This window comes from Pedobacter suwonensis (assembly GCF_007833675.1).
GTDB lineage: Bacteria > Bacteroidota > Bacteroidia > Sphingobacteriales > Sphingobacteriaceae > Pedobacter > Pedobacter suwonensis.
The window spans coordinates 2033051-2056969 of record NZ_CP031708.1; the positions used below are offsets into that span (position 1 = coordinate 2033051).

General features: G+C 39.1%; 22 protein-coding genes. 5 read left to right on the top strand and 17 right to left on the bottom strand.

The features are described from left to right. Window positions 1-9: 9 nt before the first annotated feature. Genes DV942_RS08125 through DV942_RS08135 form a run of 3 tightly spaced genes read left to right on the top strand, consistent with a single transcriptional unit; the run spans window position 10 to window position 4483 of the window. Complete coding sequence (locus tag DV942_RS08125; RefSeq protein WP_145856701.1) at window positions 10-1803, top strand: RagB/SusD family nutrient uptake outer membrane protein; 1794 nt, start codon at window positions 10-12, stop codon at window positions 1801-1803. A 10-nt stretch (window positions 1804-1813) separates the two neighbouring features. Continuing rightward, the gene (locus DV942_RS08130; RefSeq protein ID WP_145856703.1) at window positions 1814-2782 is read left to right on the top strand and encodes a BT_3987 domain-containing protein; all 969 of its coding nucleotides are present in this window, start codon (window positions 1814-1816) and stop codon (window positions 2780-2782) included. A gap of 51 nt (window positions 2783-2833) precedes the next feature. After that, complete coding sequence (locus DV942_RS08135; RefSeq protein ID WP_145856707.1) at window positions 2834-4483, top strand: hypothetical protein; 1650 nt, start codon at window positions 2834-2836, stop codon at window positions 4481-4483. Window positions 4484-4932: 449 nt separating this feature from the next. On the opposite strand, the gene DV942_RS08140 is transcribed toward DV942_RS08135, so the two are convergent. From DV942_RS08140 to hemA, 12 genes are all read right to left on the bottom strand, one after another. Continuing rightward, window positions 4933-5523, bottom strand: a complete 591-nt coding sequence (locus tag DV942_RS08140; RefSeq protein WP_090981607.1) for a hypothetical protein — start codon at window positions 5521-5523, stop codon at window positions 4933-4935. A gap of 311 nt (window positions 5524-5834) precedes the next feature. Continuing rightward, window positions 5835-6395 carry a CopD family protein gene (locus tag DV942_RS08145; protein ID WP_145856709.1) on the bottom strand — a complete coding sequence of 187 codons (561 nt, stop codon included), beginning with the start codon at window positions 6393-6395 and terminating at the stop codon, window positions 5835-5837. Between the two features lie 29 nt (window positions 6396-6424). After that, entirely contained in the window at window positions 6425-6706 is a 282-nt protein-coding gene (locus DV942_RS08150; protein WP_145856711.1) for a type II toxin-antitoxin system RelE/ParE family toxin, read from the bottom strand. Next, window positions 6706-6915 (bottom strand): hypothetical protein, encoded by a 210-nt coding sequence (locus tag DV942_RS08155; RefSeq protein ID WP_145856713.1) that lies wholly within the window; start codon window positions 6913-6915, stop codon window positions 6706-6708. Before DV942_RS08155 ends, DV942_RS08150 begins: the two co-directional genes overlap by 1 nt. 58 nt (window positions 6916-6973) lie before the next feature. After that, window positions 6974-7999 carry a uroporphyrinogen decarboxylase gene (gene hemE / locus DV942_RS08160; protein WP_145856715.1) on the bottom strand — a complete coding sequence of 342 codons (1026 nt, stop codon included), beginning with the start codon at window positions 7997-7999 and terminating at the stop codon, window positions 6974-6976. Window positions 8000-8205: 206 nt separating this feature from the next. Next, window positions 8206-8721, bottom strand: coding sequence for a hypothetical protein (locus DV942_RS08165; RefSeq protein WP_145856717.1), 516 nt, complete (start codon window positions 8719-8721; stop codon window positions 8206-8208). Further along, window positions 8721-9425, bottom strand: coding sequence for a response regulator transcription factor (locus DV942_RS08170; RefSeq protein ID WP_039477978.1), 705 nt, complete (start codon window positions 9423-9425; stop codon window positions 8721-8723). Before DV942_RS08170 ends, DV942_RS08165 begins: the two co-directional genes overlap by 1 nt. Before the next feature lie 12 nt (window positions 9426-9437). After that, entirely contained in the window at window positions 9438-10304 is an 867-nt protein-coding gene (locus tag DV942_RS08175; protein ID WP_090981597.1) for a sensor histidine kinase, read from the bottom strand. Window positions 10305-10407: 103 nt separating this feature from the next. Continuing rightward, entirely contained in the window at window positions 10408-11778 is a 1371-nt protein-coding gene (gene hemL / locus DV942_RS08180; RefSeq protein WP_145856719.1) for a glutamate-1-semialdehyde 2,1-aminomutase, read from the bottom strand. Between the two features lie 175 nt (window positions 11779-11953). Then, window positions 11954-12874, bottom strand: coding sequence for a porphobilinogen synthase (hemB, locus tag DV942_RS08185; protein ID WP_244950855.1), 921 nt, complete (start codon window positions 12872-12874; stop codon window positions 11954-11956). Window positions 12875-13047: 173 nt separating this feature from the next. Next, complete coding sequence (gene hemC / locus DV942_RS08190) at window positions 13048-14628, bottom strand: hydroxymethylbilane synthase (protein WP_186462453.1); 1581 nt, start codon at window positions 14626-14628, stop codon at window positions 13048-13050. A 238-nt stretch (window positions 14629-14866) separates the two neighbouring features. Continuing rightward, a complete protein-coding gene (gene hemA / locus DV942_RS08195; protein WP_090981589.1) occupies window positions 14867-16093 on the bottom strand; it encodes a glutamyl-tRNA reductase in 1227 nt (408 codons plus the stop codon). Window positions 16094-16231: 138 nt separating this feature from the next. Here hemA and DV942_RS08200 point away from each other — a divergent pair, with 138 nt between their 5' ends. Beyond that, complete coding sequence (locus DV942_RS08200; protein WP_145856724.1) at window positions 16232-16615, top strand: DoxX family protein; 384 nt, start codon at window positions 16232-16234, stop codon at window positions 16613-16615. A gap of 551 nt (window positions 16616-17166) precedes the next feature. Next, complete coding sequence (locus DV942_RS08205; RefSeq protein WP_145856726.1) at window positions 17167-17991, top strand: alpha/beta hydrolase family protein; 825 nt, start codon at window positions 17167-17169, stop codon at window positions 17989-17991. Between the two features lie 113 nt (window positions 17992-18104). Here the strand turns inward: DV942_RS08205 and DV942_RS23990 are convergent, their stop codons facing one another. From DV942_RS23990 to DV942_RS08230, 5 genes are all read right to left on the bottom strand, one after another. Further along, window positions 18105-18671: a mechanosensitive ion channel domain-containing protein gene (locus DV942_RS23990; protein ID WP_186462454.1), complete on the bottom strand. Its 567-nt coding sequence runs from the start codon at window positions 18669-18671 to the stop codon at window positions 18105-18107. An 11-nt stretch (window positions 18672-18682) separates the two neighbouring features. Beyond that, window positions 18683-19378, bottom strand: coding sequence for a mechanosensitive ion channel family protein (locus DV942_RS23995; RefSeq protein ID WP_145856730.1), 696 nt, complete (start codon window positions 19376-19378; stop codon window positions 18683-18685). 248 nt (window positions 19379-19626) lie between these two features. Beyond that, window positions 19627-21606: a (E)-4-hydroxy-3-methylbut-2-enyl-diphosphate synthase gene (ispG, locus tag DV942_RS08220; protein WP_145856732.1), complete on the bottom strand. Its 1980-nt coding sequence runs from the start codon at window positions 21604-21606 to the stop codon at window positions 19627-19629. Window positions 21607-22223: 617 nt separating this feature from the next. Beyond that, on the bottom strand, window positions 22224-22835 hold the full coding sequence (locus DV942_RS08225; RefSeq protein WP_145856735.1) for an RDD family protein: 612 nt from the start codon (window positions 22833-22835) through the stop codon (window positions 22224-22226). A gap of 104 nt (window positions 22836-22939) precedes the next feature. Next, window positions 22940-23917 (bottom strand): LiaF transmembrane domain-containing protein, encoded by a 978-nt coding sequence (locus DV942_RS08230; RefSeq protein ID WP_145856737.1) that lies wholly within the window; start codon window positions 23915-23917, stop codon window positions 22940-22942. Between the last annotated feature and the right edge of the window lie 2 nt (window positions 23918-23919).

Below are 23919 nucleotides of genomic sequence, written 5' to 3' on the forward strand. Positions count from 1 at the left end.
GACATAAAGATGAAGAAACAATTGAAATTTATCATTGTACTACTGGCAGGTTGCGGTACGATGCTGACGGGCTGTAAAAAATTCCTGGATCAGGTGCCTAACGATAGAATAACCATTGAAGAGGTATTTCGCAAAAAAGCATCTTCAGAAGCATTTTTAGCCAATGTGTATAGTTTTGTACCAGATGAATCCAATGCGATAGATGGCTATCCGATGGTTGGATGTGCAGACGAGGCTGATTTAACCTGGGCAGGTGGTCCAAATTATCCGGTTAACATTGGAAATCTAAACCCTTCAAACGTTATTTTCGACCGCTGGGGTAATTATTACCAGGGTATTCGTTCTGCAACCTATTTCATGCAGCACATTAATGAAAATATTGAGATCCGTTCATTGAATGGACAGCAACTTATTGATCAGTATCAAGCTGAAGCCCGTTTTTTAAGGGCGTACTTTTATTTCCTGTTGATGCGTCAGTATGGCCCGGTTGTGTTAATGGGTGAAGAAGTAACGCCTCCTGATGCTGTAGCTGCAGATATGCAAATACCGAGGAGTAAATTTGATGATTGCGTAAATTATGTGGCAAGTGAGTTAGATAAAGCTGCAGCTGTTTTGCCTTTGCAACCTCAACGTAACGGGCAAACGAGTGACGCTGAATTCGGCCGCATTACCAAAGGTATAGCACTTGCTGTAAAATCCAGATTATTATTATATGCTGCCAGTCCCCAGTACAATGGAAACACTGAAGTTAGTTCCTTTGTGAGTAAAGATGGGACACCATTAATTTCACAAACTTATGATGCTCTGAAATGGAAGCGGGCCGCAGATGCAGCTAAGGCCGTTATCGACCTGAATATTTATCGTCTCTATAAGGATGCTTCAGGAGATCCGGTAAAATCACTGGATGGTTTGTTTTTTAACAGCTGGAATTCAGAGCAGATATTTGTAAGAAAATCGAACGATCTGGCTCGTTGGGATGTGCACGCGACACCTAGACAGGCGGGTGGATGGTGTGGATTGGCCCCTACCCAGGAAATAGTTGATTCCTATTTCATGTCAGATGGCCTCCTACCTGCTGAATCATCGCTGTATTCAGAGGCAGGTTTTACCAATGTTTCTGGTGTACAAGTATCTAATATGTACCTTAATCGCGAGCCAAGATTTTATCATGGGGTAACATACAATAACAGTATATGGCAAGGAGGCACCATGTCTGCTCCGGCACCAATAAGTTTCTTTTTATCGAGTGTTAATGGAAGAAACGGACATCCAACAGACTTTTCGAAAACCGGCTATCTGATACGCAAGAATGTTGGGCGGCAAACCAATGTTGGCGCTGGCGGAAACGGACAGGTACAATCCAGAACGCTTATTCTTTTTCGCCTTGGAGAGATCTACCTTAATTATGCCGAAGCCTTGAATGAGTACCAGCCTGGCGCCCCAGATATACTCAACTATCTTAATGCAATCAGAGAGCGGGCAGGTATCCCAACCTATGGCGGAGGTACGGGACAAGTTGCCATCCCGGCTGGTCAGGCTGCAATGCGCAGTAAGATCTGGGCTGAACGCCGTATTGAGCTGGCTTACGAGGGGCATCGTTTTTACGACATCAGACGCTGGAAAATTGCGCCACAGGTAATGGGTACCATGCATGGGATGGATATTAGTAAGGATGGTAATGATTTTTATAAAAGAGTACCTACAGCGACCCCTCACCTTTTCCGCCAATCTTATTATTGGTGGCCAATAACGCAGTATGAATTAGATAGAAACCGTTCAATAGTTCAAAATCCATTCTGGTAAATAAAAAATTATGAAAAAGAAGTCAATTATAAAAATATTGATGCTGGGTGGCGCAATATTAATGGCCAGTTCCTGTAAAGAGACCGTTATGCTGCCCGAGCAGGATGAAGCCAGTTACAATCAGGTTTACATGCCTCAATCTGTAAACGGCACTGTGAGCAAAACATTAGAAGTTAAAGATGTTGACCAGTCGTTCGTTTATGGTGCAAATTTCGGAGGTATGGGTTATCCTGAGAATGACATTCGGGTTCGGTTTAGCGTAGATAATACTTTGGTAAACAGCTATAATACATTAAACAATACAAATTATGAGCCGCTTCCTGATGGTGCTTATCAGTTAAGTACCACAGAATCTGTTATACCTAAAGGAAGCCTTTCCACTTCGCCGTTTAAAATTTCGGTAAAAACGACGGGTAGTAATGCAATAAAAATGTTCAGAAATTACCTGCTACCTGTGAGTGTGTCTTCTGATTTCAAAATTAATGAGAAACTTAAAACCACTTACTTTTTAATCAGTTCACAGCCTAATCAGGCCGATTATCCGGATTACGACCGTTCTGCGTGGAAAGTTGTGGATTTCTCCTCTCAGGAGGCGAACGGCGAAGGTGCAAATAACGGAAGGGCAATATTTGTACTGGATAATAATATCCAGAGCTTTTGGCATTCGCAATGGCAGGGTGCCAGCCCGGGGCCACCCCATTACATTACAATAGATATGGGTAAGGTACTCACCCTGCACGGGGTAAATTTCACTGCGAGGCAGGTTGACGGTGCGGGTGGTAAACCTCAGGATGTTCGTATAGAAACCAGTATGGACAATATTAACTGGAAGCCGGCAGCACAGTTTACGCTCAATGCTGTTAGAAATCAGCAAAAAAAATGGTTAACTGATTTCGTTGATGCCCGTTATGTAAAATTCGTTATCTTATCCAGTTATAGCTCATCGAGTGTACACCTTGCCGAATTTGGTGCATATTAATTTAATGCCCTGCAGAACTGGCTTCTGCAGGGTTTTACCAATATTTTATTTATGAAAAGATCATATATTTTTATTTACCTTTTTTTGGTATCCTTAACCAATATTAGCTTCTCTTTTGCGCAGCAGCCGCAACAAGAGCAGGAAAAAAGCCCAAGGATCATCAACATCGTTAATTTTATCAGGGCAATAGAACCTCGGGAAAAAGAAGTAACACCGGATGTGCTTTACCAAACCGTTGTGGAGCAAATAAAGCTGATGACCAAAAACGACCTGGGTGGCACATTTTTGTTACAGTATGATGCCCTTATTGATGAGCGTTATCAAAAATTACTTAAAGCGCTTCCAGAAGATAAATTTGAACTAGGTGCCTGGTGGGAACTTCCTAAACCCCTTATTGAAAAAGCAGGAATCAAGTGGCGTGGAAAATATGCCTGGGACTGGCATTCAGACATTGGTTTTTCTGTAGGTTATACACCAGCTGAAAGGGAAAAGATAATTGATGTTTATTTTAATGATTTCAAAAAAATATTTGGTCACTATCCCAGGTCTGTTGCAGCCTGGGTTATCGATGCCCATTCCCTGAATTACATGTATAATAAATATAAAATTGTTGCCACCGCAAACTGTAAAGATCAGATTGGAACAGATGGTTTTACCTTGTGGGGCGGTTATTGGAACCAAGCTTATTATCCAAGCAAAATCAACGCTTACATGCCGGCCCAACACGCTTCAGCTCAAATCCCGGTACCCGTATTTCGCATGCTTGGAAGTGACCCCATCAGGCAATATGCCAACGGAAGTGCTGTTGTTACTTTAGAACCCGTATATCCCGAGGCAGGCGGCAATAAAAACTGGATTAACTGGTTTTTTGAAACCTTTACTAAAGATTCTGCATTGGGCTTTAATTATACACAGGCCGGACAGGAAAATTCATTTACCTGGTCTAACATGAAAAAAGGGCTTGAAATACAAATGCCAATAATTGCCCATTTAAGAGATGAAGGTAAGGTTAGGGTTGAAACGATGGAGCAATCGGGGAAATGGTTTTCAAAAACTTACAAAGTTACGCCGGCAACCACCTTTACGGTAGAAAAGGATCTGGGTAATAGTGATAAAAAAACGATTTGGTACAATAGTAGATTCTATAGGATGAATATCTTGTGGGAGAAAAGTACTTTGCGCATCGCCGACATTCATCTATTCAATGAAAAGATCCCTGACCGATACTTAAATTCAGTGACAACCATCAACAAAAGTTTTTTCTACACGCAGCCTGTTATAGACGGCTCTCAGTGGGGAAAGGATGGAAATCCTGCCGGTCTACGTTTGATGGTAAATGAAAACGGAAAAGCCACGCCTGTCAAAGGTGGACAACCGACTTTTGAAAATATAGGTCGATATTCAACAAAGATCACATGGCCAACTGAACATGGTAAGTTTGTATTAAATTTAACAGAGCAGGCGATGTCAATAAAACTTCTTAATAAACCGTCAAAAAAATGGTATTTGGAATTAAATATTCACTATCCGGAGAAGCTGCCATTGAAAAAAATTCAACAAAAAGCTTTAGCTTTCGAGTTCGACAACCATTCATACACTTTAAATGCCATTAAGGGTTTCTTTGCAGAAAGAGATAACGGTGTTGGTTTTAAAGTTATGCCTCAAAAAGGAATACTTTCATTCTTATTAGTGGATAAATAAGTTAAAACCGCAATAGATCAAACTTATAATTGATAACCAGCGAAGGAGATGTTAGTTTAGTTTGCCTTTAGATCGAAGCAAAATTTACAGGAAGATTCCTTCGCTGCATATCGGGATGATCCGATGGAATTGTCATTCTGATAAATATTTATGATATAAAAACATTATAAATAACTCATGTATAAGAGCGTTTAATGGCCCCGAAGTATCGTCCTTTCGACCGCAGTAGTGAATCTGAAGGCACCGCGAGGTAAAAGCTCTTAAACCAGATTCAATAACGCAGTTCAAAGCGCTATCCATTTTGCTGCGCTACAGTCGAGATGAGGATTTTTTAGAATCTATCAATGGTCCGGTATCGCAATATCTTTAAGATTAATTGTAATCCGATGTTTAATAAAAAAACCACCTATAATTTCCGCTATAGATGGTTGGCTTGAATTAAAACTAAATTATTTGGTTAGCGCTATTGTCTTATCCTGTTCTGCTTCTATCAGTTGGCTGTAAAACTTCCAGTCGATACTGGGGTTTTTCATGGCTGCAACTGATATCGTTTTCATTTTATCATTCTGATTTGCAGTATACATTTTCTTTAAATCCCTCAAGGTTGTTTTGATTCCGCGCAGAATTGCAAAAAACCTGCGATCATAGAAAACGATGTTATTTTTGTTTCTTTTGCTAGACTTATATTCATCATTGGAAGCATCGCTATAGGCTTTCTGGAGTTTATCGAGAACTTTTAGTCTTTCGCTGATATTTTTCAATGACTCTTCAGACAGATCCATGTCCTTAATGCCAATAATTTCTTTTTGGTCAGTTAAAACCGTAACACCGTCAATCTCTATTTCGTTTTTACCATCTCTGGAAAACAAATAAACCGAAGCCGGTAAATCATCGATATCAACCGAATCCAGTTTTATTAAATTTTTGTTGAAGTTTGTACGGGCAGCAGATAATAAGTCGGCAGACAGCGGTTTAACAATTTGGGCTTTAGCACTGGTTATTAAGGTTGATAACACTATGATTTTTAGAGCGTTGTTCATGAAAACAAAGATACTCTTAATTATTTTTTAAAGTTTACTTAACAAAAATTGAGTCTTTGATATTTATCAACAAAGTGCTTTTAAATGGCCGTTAAGCATTTTTTGGAATGCAAAAAAAATGCAAATATCAATTATATGTGTATTATTTATACTGCTTTTTATAGAATTTTTGCTAGCATAGCCATGGGCTCACCTTGATTTTTGATTCGATCCCAAAAATCATAATACTTCAGCTCCAGCGACACTAATCAAGTATCGACCAGCTTAATTAACATGAAATATTGCTGAACTATTAACTTCGTAGTAAAAGATTATTCGCCACGTTTTTTGCGATAGTTTTTGTAGAGCTTAACGGCAATCATTATCGCCATCGCTACGCCCATAATGCCGATTAAGCCATAAATCCAGTTAATAGCATTTTTAAGAATCACCACAAATACAATAGCAATCATAAAAATGGTGGCCAGTTCACGCCACAACCTTAATTGGAAACTGGTTAACCTGTATTGATTGTTTTTAAGCTGTTTGACGATGTTCTGACAAATAAAATGATAGACAAGCAGGCCGATCACGAAGCCAAGCTTAACCCACATCCAATCGGCTTGAAGCAGGCCTGAATTTAAAGTTAACATCGATGCCCCAGCCAAAACAGAAATAATCATGGCTGGAGTAGCAATGATTTTCCATAAAGTAGCTTCCATTTTAACAAACTGTTTCCGGAGGATACTTTTTTTCGGCTCGGGTTTATCGTTTGCTTCTGTATGGTAGATAAAAAGACTTAGGATATAAAAGAGCCCAGCCATCCAGCTGATCACAAATACGATGTGTACAGCTTTGAAATACTGGTAATAAGGCAATAAGGTTTCTATCATTTATGTGTCCGAATGAATTATACCTTTATTTAAAATAAATCAGAATGAGTACCCAACCTAATCAAGATAATCTCATTTTCTTCTGTTATTTCAAACCAGATAATCAGCAAATCAGGTTTAATATGAGCCTCCCAGTTACCTTTGTAATTCCCGGTAAGTTTGTGGGGAAGATATTTTTTTTCCAGACCAACCGCACCACCAACTTTCAATTCTTCCAAAAAACGCTCAATCAAGTCGAAATTTTTAGATGCTCTTTTGATTATTTTCTTTGCATCCTTTTTGAATTGATTAGTTGCCTTTAGCGTAAACATTATAAAGAACCGAGAAATGATTTGATATCTTTAATAGGTTCACTAATGCCAATTCCTTTATGCGCATCTTCAATAGTTTTCCGGGTAAGTTCATTTGGAATTCTAACTTTTTCACTACTTTTTTCATGAATAGTTACGCCAAGTTCTTTCAATAAGCTTTTCACTAATGAACTTTTATTTTCAGGAATATCGATAATTAATGTTTCCATACTCAAATATAATCAATTTCTGATGGGGCTACAAATTCTCCTGTAGCGACTTTAGAGGTTAATACCTAAACTCCTTTACAACGTCAATTGCATATTTTACGTTATCGAAAGGAATATCAGGCATAATACCATGACCTAAGTTAAAAATAAAACCTTCCGTACCACGCATGCGCTCGAACAGTTTATGGATCTGCGCCTTGATTACGGATTTATCAGCATACAATATATGTGGATCCAAATTCCCCTGAACGGCAATGCCTGCTGGTAAAGCATTTTTAATATTCAATAAATCAGCATTCCAGTCAACCGAAATTACATCTGGTTTAGCTTCGGCCATAATCGGAGCAAAAACCGAACTTCCTTTACAGAAAGAAATTACCGGAATATCTTGTCTGTTCAGATTGGCAATAATTTCCTGAATATATCGGTGTGAAAACTCCTGATAATCGTTCCATGATAAAGCCAGTGCCCAGCTATCAAAAATCTGAACGGCATTAACACCGGCTGCAATCTGAAGATTCAGGTAATCGGCCGTTACTTTAGCAATTTTAGCCAAAAGTTTATGTGCCAGTTCTGGTTGGTTATGGATAAATAGTTTGGTTAATTTAAAATCTTTGGAAGAACCTCCCTCAATTAAATAACTCATTACCGTAAAAGGTGCACCGGCAAAGCCGATTAAAGGAATATTTCCAGCTAAACGTTGTTGGATTACCCTAATTGCATCGGCAACATACTGCAGTTTATCTAAACAATCAGTATTTAGGTTTTCAACGTCCTGGGCCGTCCGAACAGGATTTGCAAACTTAGGACCAACACCTTGAGTAAAACTTAAATCGCCACCCATTGCCTCTCCGGTTACCAAAATATCAGAGAATAAAATAGCTGCATCGATATCCAATAAATCAACAGGTAACATTGTTACATCTGCTGCAATTTCGGGGGTTTTACACATCTCCAAAAAAGAGTATTTGTTTTTAATTTCCCAATATTGTGGCATAAAACGACCTGCCTGACGCATCATCCATACTGGTGGGCGTTCGGTTTGTTTTGAAAATGCTGCGTCTAAAAATAAATTATTCTTCATGATTTGTATTTGGTATCTCACTTATCGTCACCCTGAATCCATTTTTGGGCCCAACATATAAAAGATGCTGAACTGAATTCAGCATAACGATTTGCTAAGGGACGAAAAGTCTAAAATTAATTTTGCAAAGGTATAAATAAAAAAAAAACGAAGTACCTTTTTATCCCTAAACCGGTGCTTCGTTATTCAAAATGACAATATTAGTATTATAACTTACCTATTTCTTTTTCAATTTTAACAATAATATCTTTCGAACGTTGGGTTTCAGCAAGTTCCTTAGCCTTTTTGGTATAGGCTTCTGCTCTTTCCCGATCTTTTTTGCGCAATGCGAGATTAGCCAGGTGAATCAGTACATACGATTTTTCATTCTTACCTCCTACCGGAAAACGGCTTGCCAGTTGAAAGTGATATTCGGCCTTATCAAAGTTTTCTTCCTTCAACGCCATATTGCCCTGCATAAATTCGTAGTAACCCCTGCGGCTTTTGGCCAAACGTTCAGGTTGTGTAACCTCGGCAAGCAAGGCTTTGGCCCTCCCAAAATCATTGTTTTTGAAATGTTTCGAAGCCATTAAAACCGAACCATGTTTAAAATGGCTCCAGATTACAAAACACATCAATAATGCCGAAAGCGCTGCCAACTGGTATTGATGGTAAAAAACACAAACCAATCCGGCAAGCAGGAAAACGGCCATTAAAGCATATCTGCCCTTATTATTATACATTAATGACTATCGGTAAATTTGTAACCTACGCCACGAATCGAATGGAAATAAACCGGATTTTTCTGATCTGGCTCGAAATATTTACGGAACGTTAAAATAAAGTTATCAATAGTTCTGGTTGATGGATAAACATCATAATTCCAAACGGTTTCTAAAATCTGCTCTCTCGAAACCGCATCATTTTTACGTTCAATAAGCAATTTTAACAGCATGGTTTCCTTCTTGGTTAAGGGTGTGATGGTACCATCATCATGTTTCAGCTCAAAAGAGTTAAAATAAATGGTTTTATCACCAATTTTGTAAGAATTCAATTCTTTTAGATCATCAGATTTTAAACTGCGTTTAACCAGAATACCAACACGAAGAATCAATTCTTCCAGGTTGAATGGTTTAACCAAATAATCATCAGCACCTTTTTTCAAACCGAGAACACGGTCTTCAGAAGTGTTCTTCGCAGTTAAAAACATGATTGGAACTTCTGCATTCTCTAAACGTATGGTTTCACAAACCTGAAAACCATCCATTTCAGGTAACATTACATCTAAAACAATTAGATTAAAGCGTTCTTCTTTAAAAACTTTAAGAGCGGTTTTGCCATCTTTAACGGCGTGAACTTTATAACCTTCCAGTTCGAGGTTTAATTTGATGGCATCTAACAAGTGATCCTCGTCCTCTACCAATAGAATTCTTAATTTTTGTGACATAATTGAGATTAACTAACTAAATGTTACTTCAAAAATACTTCCATGAGGCTGATTGTCTTTTACTGTAATATCTGCATCATGGTATTGTAAAACCTCTTTCACAATAAACAAGCCTAAACCTGTTCCTTTCGCTTTTCTGACATTCTCGTTACCAACGCGGTAAAACTTATCAAATATCAACATTTTTTCGGCATCTGAAATACCCGGCCCTTTATCAATTACGCTAAACTGAATATGTCCATCCACTTTGTTTAAATGCACATTTATCTCATCGCAGGGACTTGAATATTTCACCGCATTTTCAATTAAATTGGTAACAACAGACGATAAGGCAAATTTGTCACCCATAAGCTGCAAATTTGGCTGAATATGGGCATTGATCAACTGTTCATTGCCACAGGAATGAACCTGAAGCCGATCAGTAATTTTATAAACCAGCTCTGAAAAATTAAACTCCTCTTTAGGAAAGGTATAAGACCGGTTTTCAATTTTAGTAGCCAGTAACATATTTTCGACCAGATCATCCAGACGCTCAATATCTTTTAAAGAATTGTTTAACAACGAAATTTGACGCGCTTTATCCAAATCTCTTTTAACAATGGTTTGGATGGAAAGTTTTATAGCTGCTAATGGAGATTTTAACTCATGCGTAATCGACATTAAAAAATTTTGCTGTTGCTCACGTAATTTATCCTCACGTTTTAACGACTGATGCAGAAAATAGCCACCGAAACCAAGCAAAAATAAAAATACCGAACCCTCCCCCATAATCATCGTCATGCGGCTGGGTTGCAAACGCACCACCAAGGTACCCCACGAAATGAGCTGAACCAGTGCATAAAGCAATAATGCGTAAAATATAATTATAGATTTCTTCATTCCCTTGGGTTGATTATATGGGTGATTTGATTACACCGATTAATTCTCTCCTTGGTTCGTGTCCACACGAACCATCGCTCAATATTATATAAGGGGTTAAGAACTATTTCTTAAACACCAAATCCAATGCTTCAAAAATAGCTCTTTTTGCTTTCTCCAATTCAATCTTGGTATGAGCTGAAGATACAAAACCAACTTCATATCCCGATGGACCTAAATAAATTCCTCTATTCAGCAACTCGCGGTGCATTATTTTAAACTTCTCCATGCTGCCGGCATCAATATCATCAGCCGACTGGATTTTATCCTTATCGGTAAAGGCAAACCAGAAGATAGAGCCAATGGTAAACACTTTAAACTTATAATTACGTGCAGTTGCAAAACGCTGAATGCTCGCTACAAATTCTTGTGCTTTATTGTTTAAATCTTTATAAAAACCAGATTTATTTAACTCGGTTAAAGTAGCAATTCCCGCTGCCATGGCTACCGGATTACCTGATAACGTTCCAGCCTGGTAAACGCCACCATCAGGAGAAATGTGCGCCATGATTTCGGCACGGGCACCATACATACCAACAGGCAACCCACCGCCAATAATTTTACCATAGGTAACAATATCCGGTGTTATGCCGTAATACGCTGCTGCACCTTCAAAACCAACCCTAAATCCGGTAATTACTTCGTCAAAAATTAGAAGTGAACCATTATCGGTACAGATTTTACGCAAGAAATGAATGTATTCTTCATCCTGCATAATTAAACCGTTGTTGGCAGGAATACCTTCTATAATTACGGCCGCAATCTGATCTTTAAACTGGGTAAATGCCTGCTCAATCGCCGCCTGATCATTTAATGGAACCACAATGGTTTCCTCGGCAAAAGACTTAGGCACACCTGCAGAAGAAGTTTCACCAAAAGTAACCAGGCCTGAACCTGCTTTAACCAAAAGCGAATCGCTATGCCCATGGTAGCAGCCCTCAAACTTTAAAATCTTATCCCGATTGGTAAATCCGCGTGCCAAACGAATGGCTGACATTACGGCTTCGGTACCCGAACTGGTAAAACGGATTTTCTCTACAAAACGGTTGTTTTTAATAATCAATTCTGCCAGTTCATTTTCCAGGGCTGTTGGTGCGCCAAAGCTCATGCCATTCTGCATCACTTCGGCAACTTTCTCGCGGATTTTAGGATTATTATGTCCTAAAATTAGTGGTCCCCAGCTACCGCAGAAATCGATAAACTGATTACCATCGGCATCCCAGATATAACAGCCATCACCTTTTTCGATGAAAAGCGGCGTACCATAAACTGATTTAAAAGCCCTTACAGGCGAATTTACACCACCAGGGAAATACGTTTTCGATTTTTCATACAATTCAGCAGATTTTGCCCTCGAAATATCAGGTTTACTGCCTGTATTTACCGGAATATCGGCTTCATTGCCTGCAAACATTTTCTTTAATGAATCTAACATCTTTTAAAGGTTGAGGGTTAGAAGGTAGAGGGTGTAAGGCTTAGGGCGCATAAACCCTCAATCCCTGAAAATCTCTATCTTATACCATGAATTATTAGGGTTAAAGACTAAAAGGCAGAAATTGAAAGATTTTGGATACATAAACCCTCAACCTTAAAACCTTCTGCCATCTACCTTAAAGCCAGTTGTTATTTAAAATATCTTTAATATGGTAAGTAGTAATAATACTTGCGCCTGCTCTGGCAAAGGCATGCATGGTTTCCATTACCACTTTCTGTTCGTCGATCCAACCACGCTCGGCTGCTGCTTTTACCATCGAATACTCGCCAGATACATTGTAAACTGCAATCGGCAAATTGGTATCCTGTTTTAGCCGTTGAATGATGTCAAGATAGGCCAGGCCCGGTTTTACCATTAAAACATCAGCTCCCTCCTGCTCGTCTAAAGCCGCCTCTCGTAAAGCCTCTAACGGATTTCTGAAATCCATCTGATAAGCTTTTCTATCTCCTTTGCCAGGTGCGCAATCAGCGGCCTCTCTGAAAGGACCATAATAGGCTGAAGCAAATTTTGTAGCGTGGCTCATAATAGCTGCATTCACAAAACCGTTTTCATCCAAAAGATTACGCATGGCTTCAATCCTACCGTCCATCATATCAGATGGCGCAAACATATCTGCACCTGCTTCAGCATGGGTTAATGCCATTTTTGCGATTACTTCAACTGTTTTATCGTTTTGAACGTAATCATTTTCTAAAATACCGCAGTGACCGTGGGTGGTATAAGAACATACGCACACATCAGTAATCACATATAAATCATCGGCGAATTGTTTTTTTAATTCGCGTACCGCTACCGGCACCAAGGAATGATCGTGGTAAGCCGATTTGGCATCTGCTGATTTTTCATCACCAACACCAAAAAGCATGATTTTATTGAGCCCCTTTTTCATTCCGGCTTCCACATCTTTTACCAGCGTATCAATAGAATAATGGTTTACACCAGGCATGGCATCAATGGCGTGGGTAACATTGCTGCCCGGCACCACAAAATAAGGGTACACAAACATATCCTTTGACAACCGTGTTTCGGCTACCATCTCTCTCACTAACGGGTTTTTCCGTAATCTTCGCGGACGATTTAACATTTGTTTATCTATGTATTTAGTATCAAGTATTTAGTATCGAGTATCAAGATTGAAGTATCGGGTTATCAAGATTACAGTATCGGGTATCAAGACTTAATTATCTTACACCCTAAACCTTCCTGCCTCTACCTCATCTCTATTCCAAACACCGCTTCTGCCAATCCAATTTCATCCGGAGAATATGGCAAAGCATATTTAACGCCCATTTCATCAAATTTCTTACCGGTAGAGTTTCCTATGGCAATTACCTGCTGACCGGGTTCCAATAAATTGTTTGCGAAATAGGCATCCACATTTGATGGACTGGTAAAAATAAGCACATCGGCATAACTCCGATCTATATCTTCTTCTATTACGGTTTCATAAATGGGCAGATCGATTACTTTAGCATCAGCAGGTAGCGATTTTTGAATAGATTGCAAAGAATCCTGTGCCCTAGGAAACAATATCTGCTGACCAGCAACCAGTTTGGCAAAATCTTCCGCAACCTCTGTAATATCACCACTCTCACCAACAAAATCAGCAATATGACCGAATTTACGTAAGGCGTCTTCCGAACCTCTGCCAACAACACCAAATTTGGTTTTCTTTGGCAATACAGGTTTCAGGTTGAAGAAATATTCAACACTATTGCGGCTGCTGAAGAAAACCCAATCTACGTGCTTCAAAATAAATTGGTCTAAAACAGTTACGATCGGGAAGGTACGGATTAGTGAGCGTCCCTCAATTTCGATATCGTTATTCTCTAACGCTCTACGGAAATAACTGTGTTCGCCGATTTCGCGCGAAATAAAAACCTTTGCTGGTTTCTTTCTGTCTTTATTAAACTTTTCAACAATTTTTTCAGCCAGGCCTTCGGTGCTTTCTGCACGTAAAAACAAGCGTTCGGGAAAATGGTCGGCAGTTTCGGCTTTTGAAGTCCAGATTTCGAATTTTCCGTTTTCCTTTTTGCAATAACAGCCTAACGGCATATGGCAGCCACCTTCAAAAAGGTTTAACACCTTACGTTCAACCGTTACGGTTTCAGCTGTTTCGGGATCATGTAATTTTTGAAGAGCATCAAAAAGTTCGGTATCATTTTCTCTGATTTGAATGGCCAAAGCACCTTGGGCAGGTGCTGGGATAAACTCAGTAGTTTCCAGTTCCTCTACATGTAGATCGGTCACATCAAGATTTAAACGTTTAACACCGGCTTTGGCAATCAAAATCGCATCATAATCTTCATCGCGGAGCTTTTGGATCCGGGTAGGTACATTTCCGCGTAAATCTTCAATTTCCAAATCAGGTCGAAGACCTAATAATTGTGCTTTGCGACGATTAGATGAAGTACCCACCATTGCCCCTTTTTTTAACGACAACTTTTGTGTAACATCAACACAGTCTTTTAAAATCAAAAGATATTCACTTGCTTCTTCACGTGGTGGTAAAGCAGCAATGGTCAATCCGGCAGGATGTGTAGTTGGTAAATCTTTAAGGCAATGTACAGCAAGGTCAATTGTTCCACCCAAAAGCTCTTCTTCCAGTTCTTTGGTAAAAAAGCCTTTGCCTTCCAGTTTATCTAATCTTAAGTTCAGGATTTTATCTCCCTGAGTTTTAATGATTTTGATTTCTGCATCAATTCCGATGGCTGCTAATTCATCTTTGATATGATTTGCCTGCCATAAAGCCAGATCGCTACCGCGTGTTCCAATGGTTAATTTCTTCACTATTAAGATTAAATGAATTACAAATTTAATTTAAATAGTGGTTTATACCATGAATTGTTTAAAAATGAGACAGTGAGGTTACAGAAAGGAGAATTTAAAGGATTTCTATGACATTTGGCTATCATCTGTTGTCATTCTGTGCACAGCGAAGAATCTACCTTCAAGGATGTTTCCTTCCCATAGAAAAGATCCTTCATTTCATTCAGGATGACACAAAAAGAATATGAATATGAATAAATTAAGGTTGGTTTACCAGAATTTCTTTGGCCATGACCATCGGTACGCTGATGTATTTTTTCTCCATGTAGTTCATAACACGTTCCAAAACTTCACGCGAGGCTTCATCCATCTGACTGATTTCGTCAGCAAAAACACCATTTATAGCTGTGTTTTTGATTTCTTTAATCTTTCTCGGCACTTCCTGCATCGCCAGTTCAATCCGACGTTGTTTTAAAACAGAGAAAAACTCGGTAATGTTATTGCTGATAATTTCTTCGGCATGCACCAGTTCGTTATAACGTTCCTGGATATTTTTGCGTGCTACCTCCTTCAACGATTCCACCTCGATATAATGCACAGGATTATTATGGATCACTGCAGGCAGAACATCATTCGGAATAGCCAAATCTACAATCACTTTTTTGCCCTGATCGCCATTTAACAGTTTAGCATATAACGCTTCCGTGATAATTGCTTCAGTAGAACCCGTACAGGTGATGATCACATCAAACCCTTCATTAAAATCTTCAAGTGCCGCTAACGGATAAGCTTTACCCCCTAGCTCTTCAGCCAAAACTTCGGCTTTAGAGAAAGTACGGTTGAAAATGGAAAAATTGGAGTATTTATGTTTGTTAAGATATTTTGCAATATTCTGATTGGTTTCGCCGGCGCCGATAATTAAGATACGTGAGTTGCCGCACATGTTCAACTCTTTTAACTTACGGTAAGCCAATGAAACAACAGAAACAGGATTTTTAGAGATATTGGTATGTGTATAAACTTCTTTCGCCGTTTTTACTACACGATCCATAATCATGCGCATGTAATCGCCGGTAAATCCGGCATCGCGGCAATTTTCGTAAGCTTTACGGATTTGGGCAAGGATTTCCTTTTCACCAACCACCAAACTCTCTAAAGAACATGATGTTCTAAGCAAATGGTTAAAAGCTTCCTCGTTTTCGTAAACGGTAACGTTATCCAGAAAACGCTCCATAAATTCAGGAGGCAGCCCCATGTCTAAAACAGTGAGAAATTTGGTTACAAATTCCTTGTCGGTTTTCTCTTTGGTCAAGAAAACAAATTCTACACGGTTACAGGTTCCGACATAAAAAATTTCGCTAACGGGAAGCTCTGCTTGAACATTCTTCAACCTGCTATCTAAACTCTGGTCACAAATAACTAATTTCCCTAAAGATTTCAGGTCAATGTGGTGATGCGTAAAAGCTATTACTTTTAAATATTCCAAGTGCTTCCGTTATTAATATTATCGGGATACAAAAGTAACATGGTGAAGGCATGTGACTGTCATTAACCTGTAATTTACATCAATTTAGAACGGTTTTAAATAGCAAACCCTAAGATTTAAACCCTATACCGATCCATTATGAAGAGACCAATTTATAAATTTTTCCTTTGGATTTATGCACTTTTCTACATTCTGGCAGGATGCAACCACTTTTTATCCACTGAAGTATATTACGTGATCATGCCAAAATGGTTGCCTGCATCTGGCTTTTTAATTTATTTTTCTGGAATATTAGAAATTATTTCAGGGCTGTTATTGTTGATTAATAAAACCAGGAAATTTGCCGCACTACTCATTATAATGATGTTGATTGCCTTTTTGCCTGCACATATTTACATGATCCAACAGGCACCGTTTATGCTGGGTCAAATGTTAATTACGCCACTAATCGCGTGGCTTAGGTTACCACTTCAATTCTTGTTTATAGGCTGGGCAGGCTATTATTTTAAAAAAATGGCCTAACAGTTTTTATTTTACGCCGTGTTTCCGTAGCAAAAAAGTTTTTTCTGAAAAGCAGGTTCCAGTGTTCATCGGTTGCTTCAGCCCTGCCATCCGCTTCAATCTTTTTGTGGTTAAGGTACTGCTTTTGTGAAGGTACCTGTTTCTATCGGATGCAGACGAGCATGGTTGGTGGGTTACTGCCAGCAAAAAGGATTTTCGCTGCTGTCAGATTTAGTTAACGCACAACAGTGGAAAGAAAAAATTATCAGCAGTTTATAAGGACACAAGCCATGGAAGGAGAATGAAGAAACGCAGTTTGCAATCGTAGCCATCATTTCATTTTTAATTTAGTCTCTATTATTCGTTGCAATCTTTTGTGAACCTCGGCCTGAACTTTTCGAAGGCCTGCATCAAAAAGTATTTTTACGACTATCCTTTTTAGAGAACATTTTTTTCTGATTCTGTGAACGGTTTTATTGGTTCCTGCATCATAACAATACCATCAAGCCAATACAAAAGCACACAACAAAATGAAATTTTGTAGGTTTATATTTTATACCAATCCTAAAAATATGATTACACAAAGCAATTTTAGCCTTAGCGGTGCAGACGGAAAATTAATTATTGGCGACATTACTTTTGATAAAAAAAACCCTAATACCCCAATTGTACTTTTTGTACATGGCTTTAAAGGTTTTAAAGATTGGGGCGCGCATAACTTAGTTGCCAGGTATTTTGCCGGTAATGGTTACCGTTACGTCAAGTTTAATTTATCGCATAGCGGGGTTCCGGTTGATGCCCCAACAGATGTTAACGACCTGGAAGCTTTTGCCAGCAACACGGTATCGAAAGAACTCTTTGATATCAATGCAGTGTTGGATTTTATTGAGAAAGCTTATGGTAAAGACACAAAGGTGAACCTGATAGGACATAGCCGTGGCGGTGGATTATCAATTATAGAAGCAGCAAATGATTTGAGGATCAACAAACTGGTTACCTGGAGTGCTATTGCCGCTTTTGATAGTCTTTGGAAAAAAGAACAGGAGGCAGAATGGAAAAAAACCGGGAAGATCTTTGTCACCAACGCCCGCACCAAAGAACAAATGCCACTAAATGTTACCTTATTAGAAGATCTGGAAGAAAATGCAGCGACATTAAATATTATAGATGCAGCAAAGCGCATCAACATCCCCTGGTTAGTTATACATGGTGATGATGATGTTAATGTTCCTTTCGAAACCGCCCAAACCTTGGCAGAAGCCAATCCGAAAAGCAGGCTGGTTAAAATTGAAGGCGCCAACCATGTTTATGGAGCAACACAACCTTATACCAGCGAAACTTTACCACCGCAATTATTTAAGGTTTGTGAAAAGGTGCTTACTTTCTTGGGAGAATAATCATAACTGTCATTCTGAGCATCGCGAAGAATCTTTAGCTAAATAAGATCCTTCACTGTGTTCAGGATGATACCCGCACTTAAGTTAATTATTTTTTAGAATGAGAAACAAATTTAACTATCCCCTCTCCTTACAAAATTACGCATATCGCTACCACTCGGGCTTTGGAAAATCTCTAAGTCGAAGTATGGTACCGCTGCCAGCAAGTGGTCAAAAATATCGGCAGCCACTTCTTCGAAACGCTTTAAGGCCTTTTCTTTAGAAAACACGTAAATTTCAATCGGCAGTCCATTTTCTGTGGCCTGCAACCGGCGCACCATAAAAGTAAGCTCCTTATTGATATAGGGATTGCTTTCCAGATATTTTTCTGCATACACCCTAAAGGTACCAATATTGGTCATGTGGCGACCGTTCACCAGATTGTTAGGATTTACTGTATTTTCTGCATTGTAACGTTCAATAAAAGCCTGGGTTTCCCTAAGGTAATCTTTAAGAAAATCGATGCTCTGCAACCTACCGATCAGTTCCTCATCGCAGAATTTAATACTCGAAATTTTAATATTGATATGCCGTTTAATCCGCCTGCCTTCACTTTCTTCCATCGCCCGCCAATTCTTAAATGATTCACTAACTATGGCATAACTTGGCACAATGGTTACGGTTTTATCCCAATTGCGCACTTTAATGGTGGTTAATTAATTTCGGTAACCTCGCCATCGGCACCATATTTTTCTACTGTGATCCAGTCGCCAACCCTAACCAGATCAATGGCACTCATTTGTACCGATGCTACAAAACCTAAGATAGGATCTCTGAAAACCAGGATAAAAACAGCTGTTACTGCGCCAAAACCACCGAAAACATATACCGGAGATTCGCCAAGAATAATCGAAAGGATAAGTACGAAACCAACGATGTAAAATACAATTTTAGCTACCTGTTTATAGCTTCTGATGGGTTTATCGGCATATTTCTTTGATGATTCCATGATAGAAACCACCGCATTCAAAAACGCATTTACAGCAAACATGACAGCCAAAACCATGTAGATTTTTGCCAGAATCAAAGCATAAAAATGCCAGTTTTTAAAATAGACAAAAAGGTATGGAACAACATTATAAATGATATAAGCGCCAAAAATTAAGGCAAAAGCCCTAAAAACACGAAATTCGAATAACGCTTTTTGCCAGTCTGACTTAGTTTTGGCACTTTTTACCACAACGATAAACACCTGTCTGGTTACCAAAATGGTTACAAACAAAAATAAAATAACTGCAACAAGCCCAATCAGAAAATAAGAATAAATGAGTTCGTTACCTGCAAGGCCTTTACCGGCCAGCCAGTTTTTAAGTTCATTAAAGAGGTATTGAAACTCCGGAATCTTCATCAAGGCAATTTAGGATTTATTGGTTAGAAAATTAAATGGTCTTGTCATTCTGATCCGATTGCTATCGGATGCAATGAAGAATCTTCTGTGAGAATATCGATGATGTTGAAAATATGCTAGTATTGGTAATGCCGCAGTAGTTATAACTCGGCAATACCAGGATATGGATTCTTCACTGCGAAGGATAACAGCATAGCAGTTTGTGAGGACACAGACCACGGCTTACTTTGCCATTCCAGCAATAACAATTAAACCTTTTCTACCCAGTTGCCATCTCCTTTGATGATATCGATCAGTTCATCCAAAGCGTAAGCTGTGGTTACATTTTTCTTTACCACTTCTTTACCACGATATAACGTAATCTTATCGGGTCCGGTGCCTACATAACCATAATCCGCATCAGCCATTTCTCCGGGACCATTAACAATACAGCCCATGATGCCTATTTTTATTCCTTTTAAATGGTCAGTACGGGAACGGATCAATTGCGTGGTTTCCTGCAGATCGAAAAGCGTTCGTCCGCAGCTGGGGCAAGAGATGTACTCTGTTTTACTGATTCTTGTTCGGGTGGCCTGCAAAATGCCGAAACTGGTTGAATTGATCAGTGAAAGATTTTGTCCTTCGGCATCAATCCAAACGCCATCGCCAAAACCATCAGTAAGCAGGGCACCAAGATCGGTGGCAGCATAAAGCATTAAATGATCGGCATCTACATCCTGGTAAGTTCTTTTTATAATTACCGGAACCTGAATATTTTTTTCCTGCAATTCAACAAAAAAGGCCCTTTGTTCAGCCATGCCGTGTGATGCAGACGTTTTTAAAATCAGAACAACATTAGATTGAAATATTGGAATGTTGGCATGCTGGAATGTTCCTGCATCAACCTCAACAAAGTTTAACAGATCATCTTTATGATCAGCTTTGATAAATTCTTCTAAAGAGAATAGCGGATGACAGTTATTATTATCCTGAAGTTTTAGCCACGTTTGGTAATTATAAACCTGTTTTAAATTTCCCGGGAAAGAGAAAGATGGCAGATTATCTCCTAAATAAGCTAAATCGCAAGCCTGATCTGCCAGATTATATTTATCTAAACCTGCACTATAGTGATAACCAACCGAACTTAAAAAATAAGGATCTTTTAAATTTTCTTTCGAAACATCAATCATCACTACCGGATGGTGATGCCCGCCGATATGTTGTACAGGAGTAGTTATACGGCGGTTGTATTCGTAAGGACTGTAAGTTGGGCGGTAAGCGCTCAGCGATGGGCGATGAGCTATCGACTCAGGACTTATGACTTCGGACTTCGGACTTCTTAAAGCATAACGGTCTGCTAGAGCTTTAGCTACCGGTGCTTCAAATTCAGGATCTTCGGTTAAAGAAACGCGGATGGTATCGCCTAAACCGTCTTCCAATAAAGTTCCGATACCAACGGCTGATTTAATTCGACCGTCTTCACCGTCGCCAGCTTCAGTTACACCCAAATGCAAAGGATAATTCATCCCTTCTTTAGCCATAGTTTCTACCAGTAAGCGATAGGCCTGAACCATAACCTGGGTATTACTGGCTTTCATTGAAATCACCAGGTTATAATAATTCTGGTCTTCGCACATGCGGATAAATTCCATAGCCGATTCGACCATACCCCGTGGAGTATCGCCATAATGGCTCATAATCCGATCAGAAAGTGAACCATGGTTGGTGCCAATGCGCATGGCGGTGCCGTATTCTTTACAGATTTTCACCAAAGGGATAAACTTTTTATAAATCCGGTTTAATTCCGCATTGTAAGCATCCTGCGTATATTCTATGTTTTCAAATTTCTTTTTATCTGCATAGTTGCCTGGGTTAACCCGTACTTTTTCTACAATACGGGCAGCCATTTCGGCAGCATTTGGTGTAAAATGGATATCTGCAATTAATGGAACATTATAACCGCGGAAACGCAGTTCTTTTTTAATATTGGCCAGATTTTCGGCTTCTTTAATGCTTGGTGCAGTAATACGCACATATTCACAGCCGGATTCTACCATGCGGATGGTCTGCTCTACCGTACCCAAGGTATCCATCGTATCGGTGGTCGTCATCGATTGGATCCGGATCGGATTGTGCCCACCCAATGCAATATCACCAATGTTTACCTCGCGGGTTAAGTACCTCGAATAAGCGGTTAAACTGTTGCAATATCCGCCAGCCAGATCATGTTTTGCCAATATATTTTCCATCTGTCTGCAAAGATAAGGATTGTTGGAATGTTTTAATGCTGGAATGTTGTAATTAAAATCGACCTGGTGCTTCAGGACAACATTTAAATTTTTTCGAAACTGAAAAATAGTATCGCTTGATAAATGCATTGGGTTTAGCATACTTGCAACGCCCATATTTTTAAAAGGGAAGGTAGCGGCATTCTTTGGCTGTCAGCCGGAGCGTAGTCGAATACCAGACAGAGATCCCGCACACGTGCCGGGTAACTCAGATAAATACATCAGTCTTGCCTTCCTGTAAATATCAGAGCCTGTGTTTTAGATAGAAGAACTGGCATTCTCTTTTGAAGAGCAAGGCCAGTGATAATGGGTTAAGTTCGGTCCTGCTGTTTGTTGCAATCCTTTTGGAAGAAATATTTAATGAAACAAACCTGTCTAACCCAAAAGGGATTTCCACTCCCATCAGGTCTAATGATTTTGATGTCAGGTGAGCTTGGCATACTTGCACCAGCACAGGTTTAATAAACGGGATGGAAGCGGCATCCTTTGGCTGTGGGCCTGGGGTAATGAGGGCGGGCCAAAGATATAGCGTACAGCCCGACTAAACAATAACAACTGCATTAACCTTGCTTTTCTGATCAGATCAGCCTGTCTTTAATTACCAAAGTATTGGCTACAATATCATGCCAGCACTGGTGTTTTTTATTAAGGAAACTATATAGATAGCCAAAGAAAACAGGAATTACGGATAAAATTTTAGAAAAGTTCCTGGCAAAGGAAACACCAAAAGAAATCTGGCTACCTTCTAAATCGGTTACTTTAATGTTTAAAAGCTTTTTACCAATAGTTGCCTGGCTTTTAGCTGCTTCGGCAATGCTGCCGTAAACTAATTTGACTAAAAATATCAACGGAAAAGGAACTAAAAAAGCCATAATCCGCTGATCTTTCCCTTCTATAAAAATATAACTGGTTAAAATAATTAGGGTATAGAAGCCGAAAATAATAAAATGATCAATCACCGAAGCCAATAATCTCTGATCAAAAGCAGCGAAATATTGAGGTGCAGTTTTTTGATAAGTAAAACCTAAAAGCTCACGCAATTCGGACATTGCGTGAGCTTCTTTATAATCGTCCATTCCAGGTTTACGTATAAAAGTATTCGCACTGATATTTAAATCTTTCAGTTCATTTAAATCATACGGTCCTTGCGGCTTTCCATTAATTACAACTGTATATTGATCAGGATTCATGGGATTGGATCAGGATTGTTCGGTTTTAGGACTGTAAGTTCAGCATTTACAAAGGTTAGATCGAATAAAGCCTTACACCCTCCACCTTGAAACCTTCTACCTTTCTAATATCTGCTTACTTCAAAGTTACTCAATCCACCATCTAAATTGATAAAGATTTTTTTGGTTGAGGTTTTATAGTTTGAAGTTTCGTAAACACCATCACTTAATTTTTCAAAACCATCGAAATCCTTAGCCGATAAGCCAGTTTTGGTTTTGATACGGCAACCAGAGTTTGCAGGCACATTGATTTTTACATCAGCCACACCAGACTTTACGATGACGTCTGTTATCGGTAATAAATCCCCGAATTTGATATCCAAAGCTGCTGCTCCACCATCAAAGCGGAAAGTACGGACTTTATAATCGGCAAAATCAAAGTTGGCTTCACCAGCACCCAGTTTCATCAAAATATCCCAATTGGCTTCTTTGTTCAGTTTAAAATTAACATCGTTACCCCCGTCGCCAAAATTCCATTTATTCTTTTTATCATCCATCTGGAAAGTCAGTACGGTAGCACTATCGGTAAGTAATTTCTTTAACGAAAAGTTACCATGTTTTTTCTTTACGTCAGCATTGATCAACTCATCGGTTTCACCATCCAGGTTAAATGATATACCACCTCCGGAAATATTTAATACTGTTTTTTTCGCATTGTCTGCCGCCACAAAAGGCTCAGATAAACTTAAATGGTTAAAAGATGTATCACTATTATTATCGTCGTCATCATCGTTGTTATGTTCAATATTAATATCTACATCTTTCTTAAACTGACGTCCCCACCAACTGCCACGCTCAGGAACCTGTTGGCCTCTATAAAAAAGAAAAGAAAGGGCCACCACTAAAACACCAATAGAAATGATGCTTCCTGTTTGCGAATTATTTTTATTAAACAGGATATTTAAACCTGCTATGATCAAAAATACCGGCCAAAAGCTCCAGACATTGCGCCAATAAAAAGTGATTACACCGAAGTTTTCGAGTAGGAGTACGCCGCCAATAAAAAGCAGGATGATACCCCACATTAATCTATCTAATTTCATTT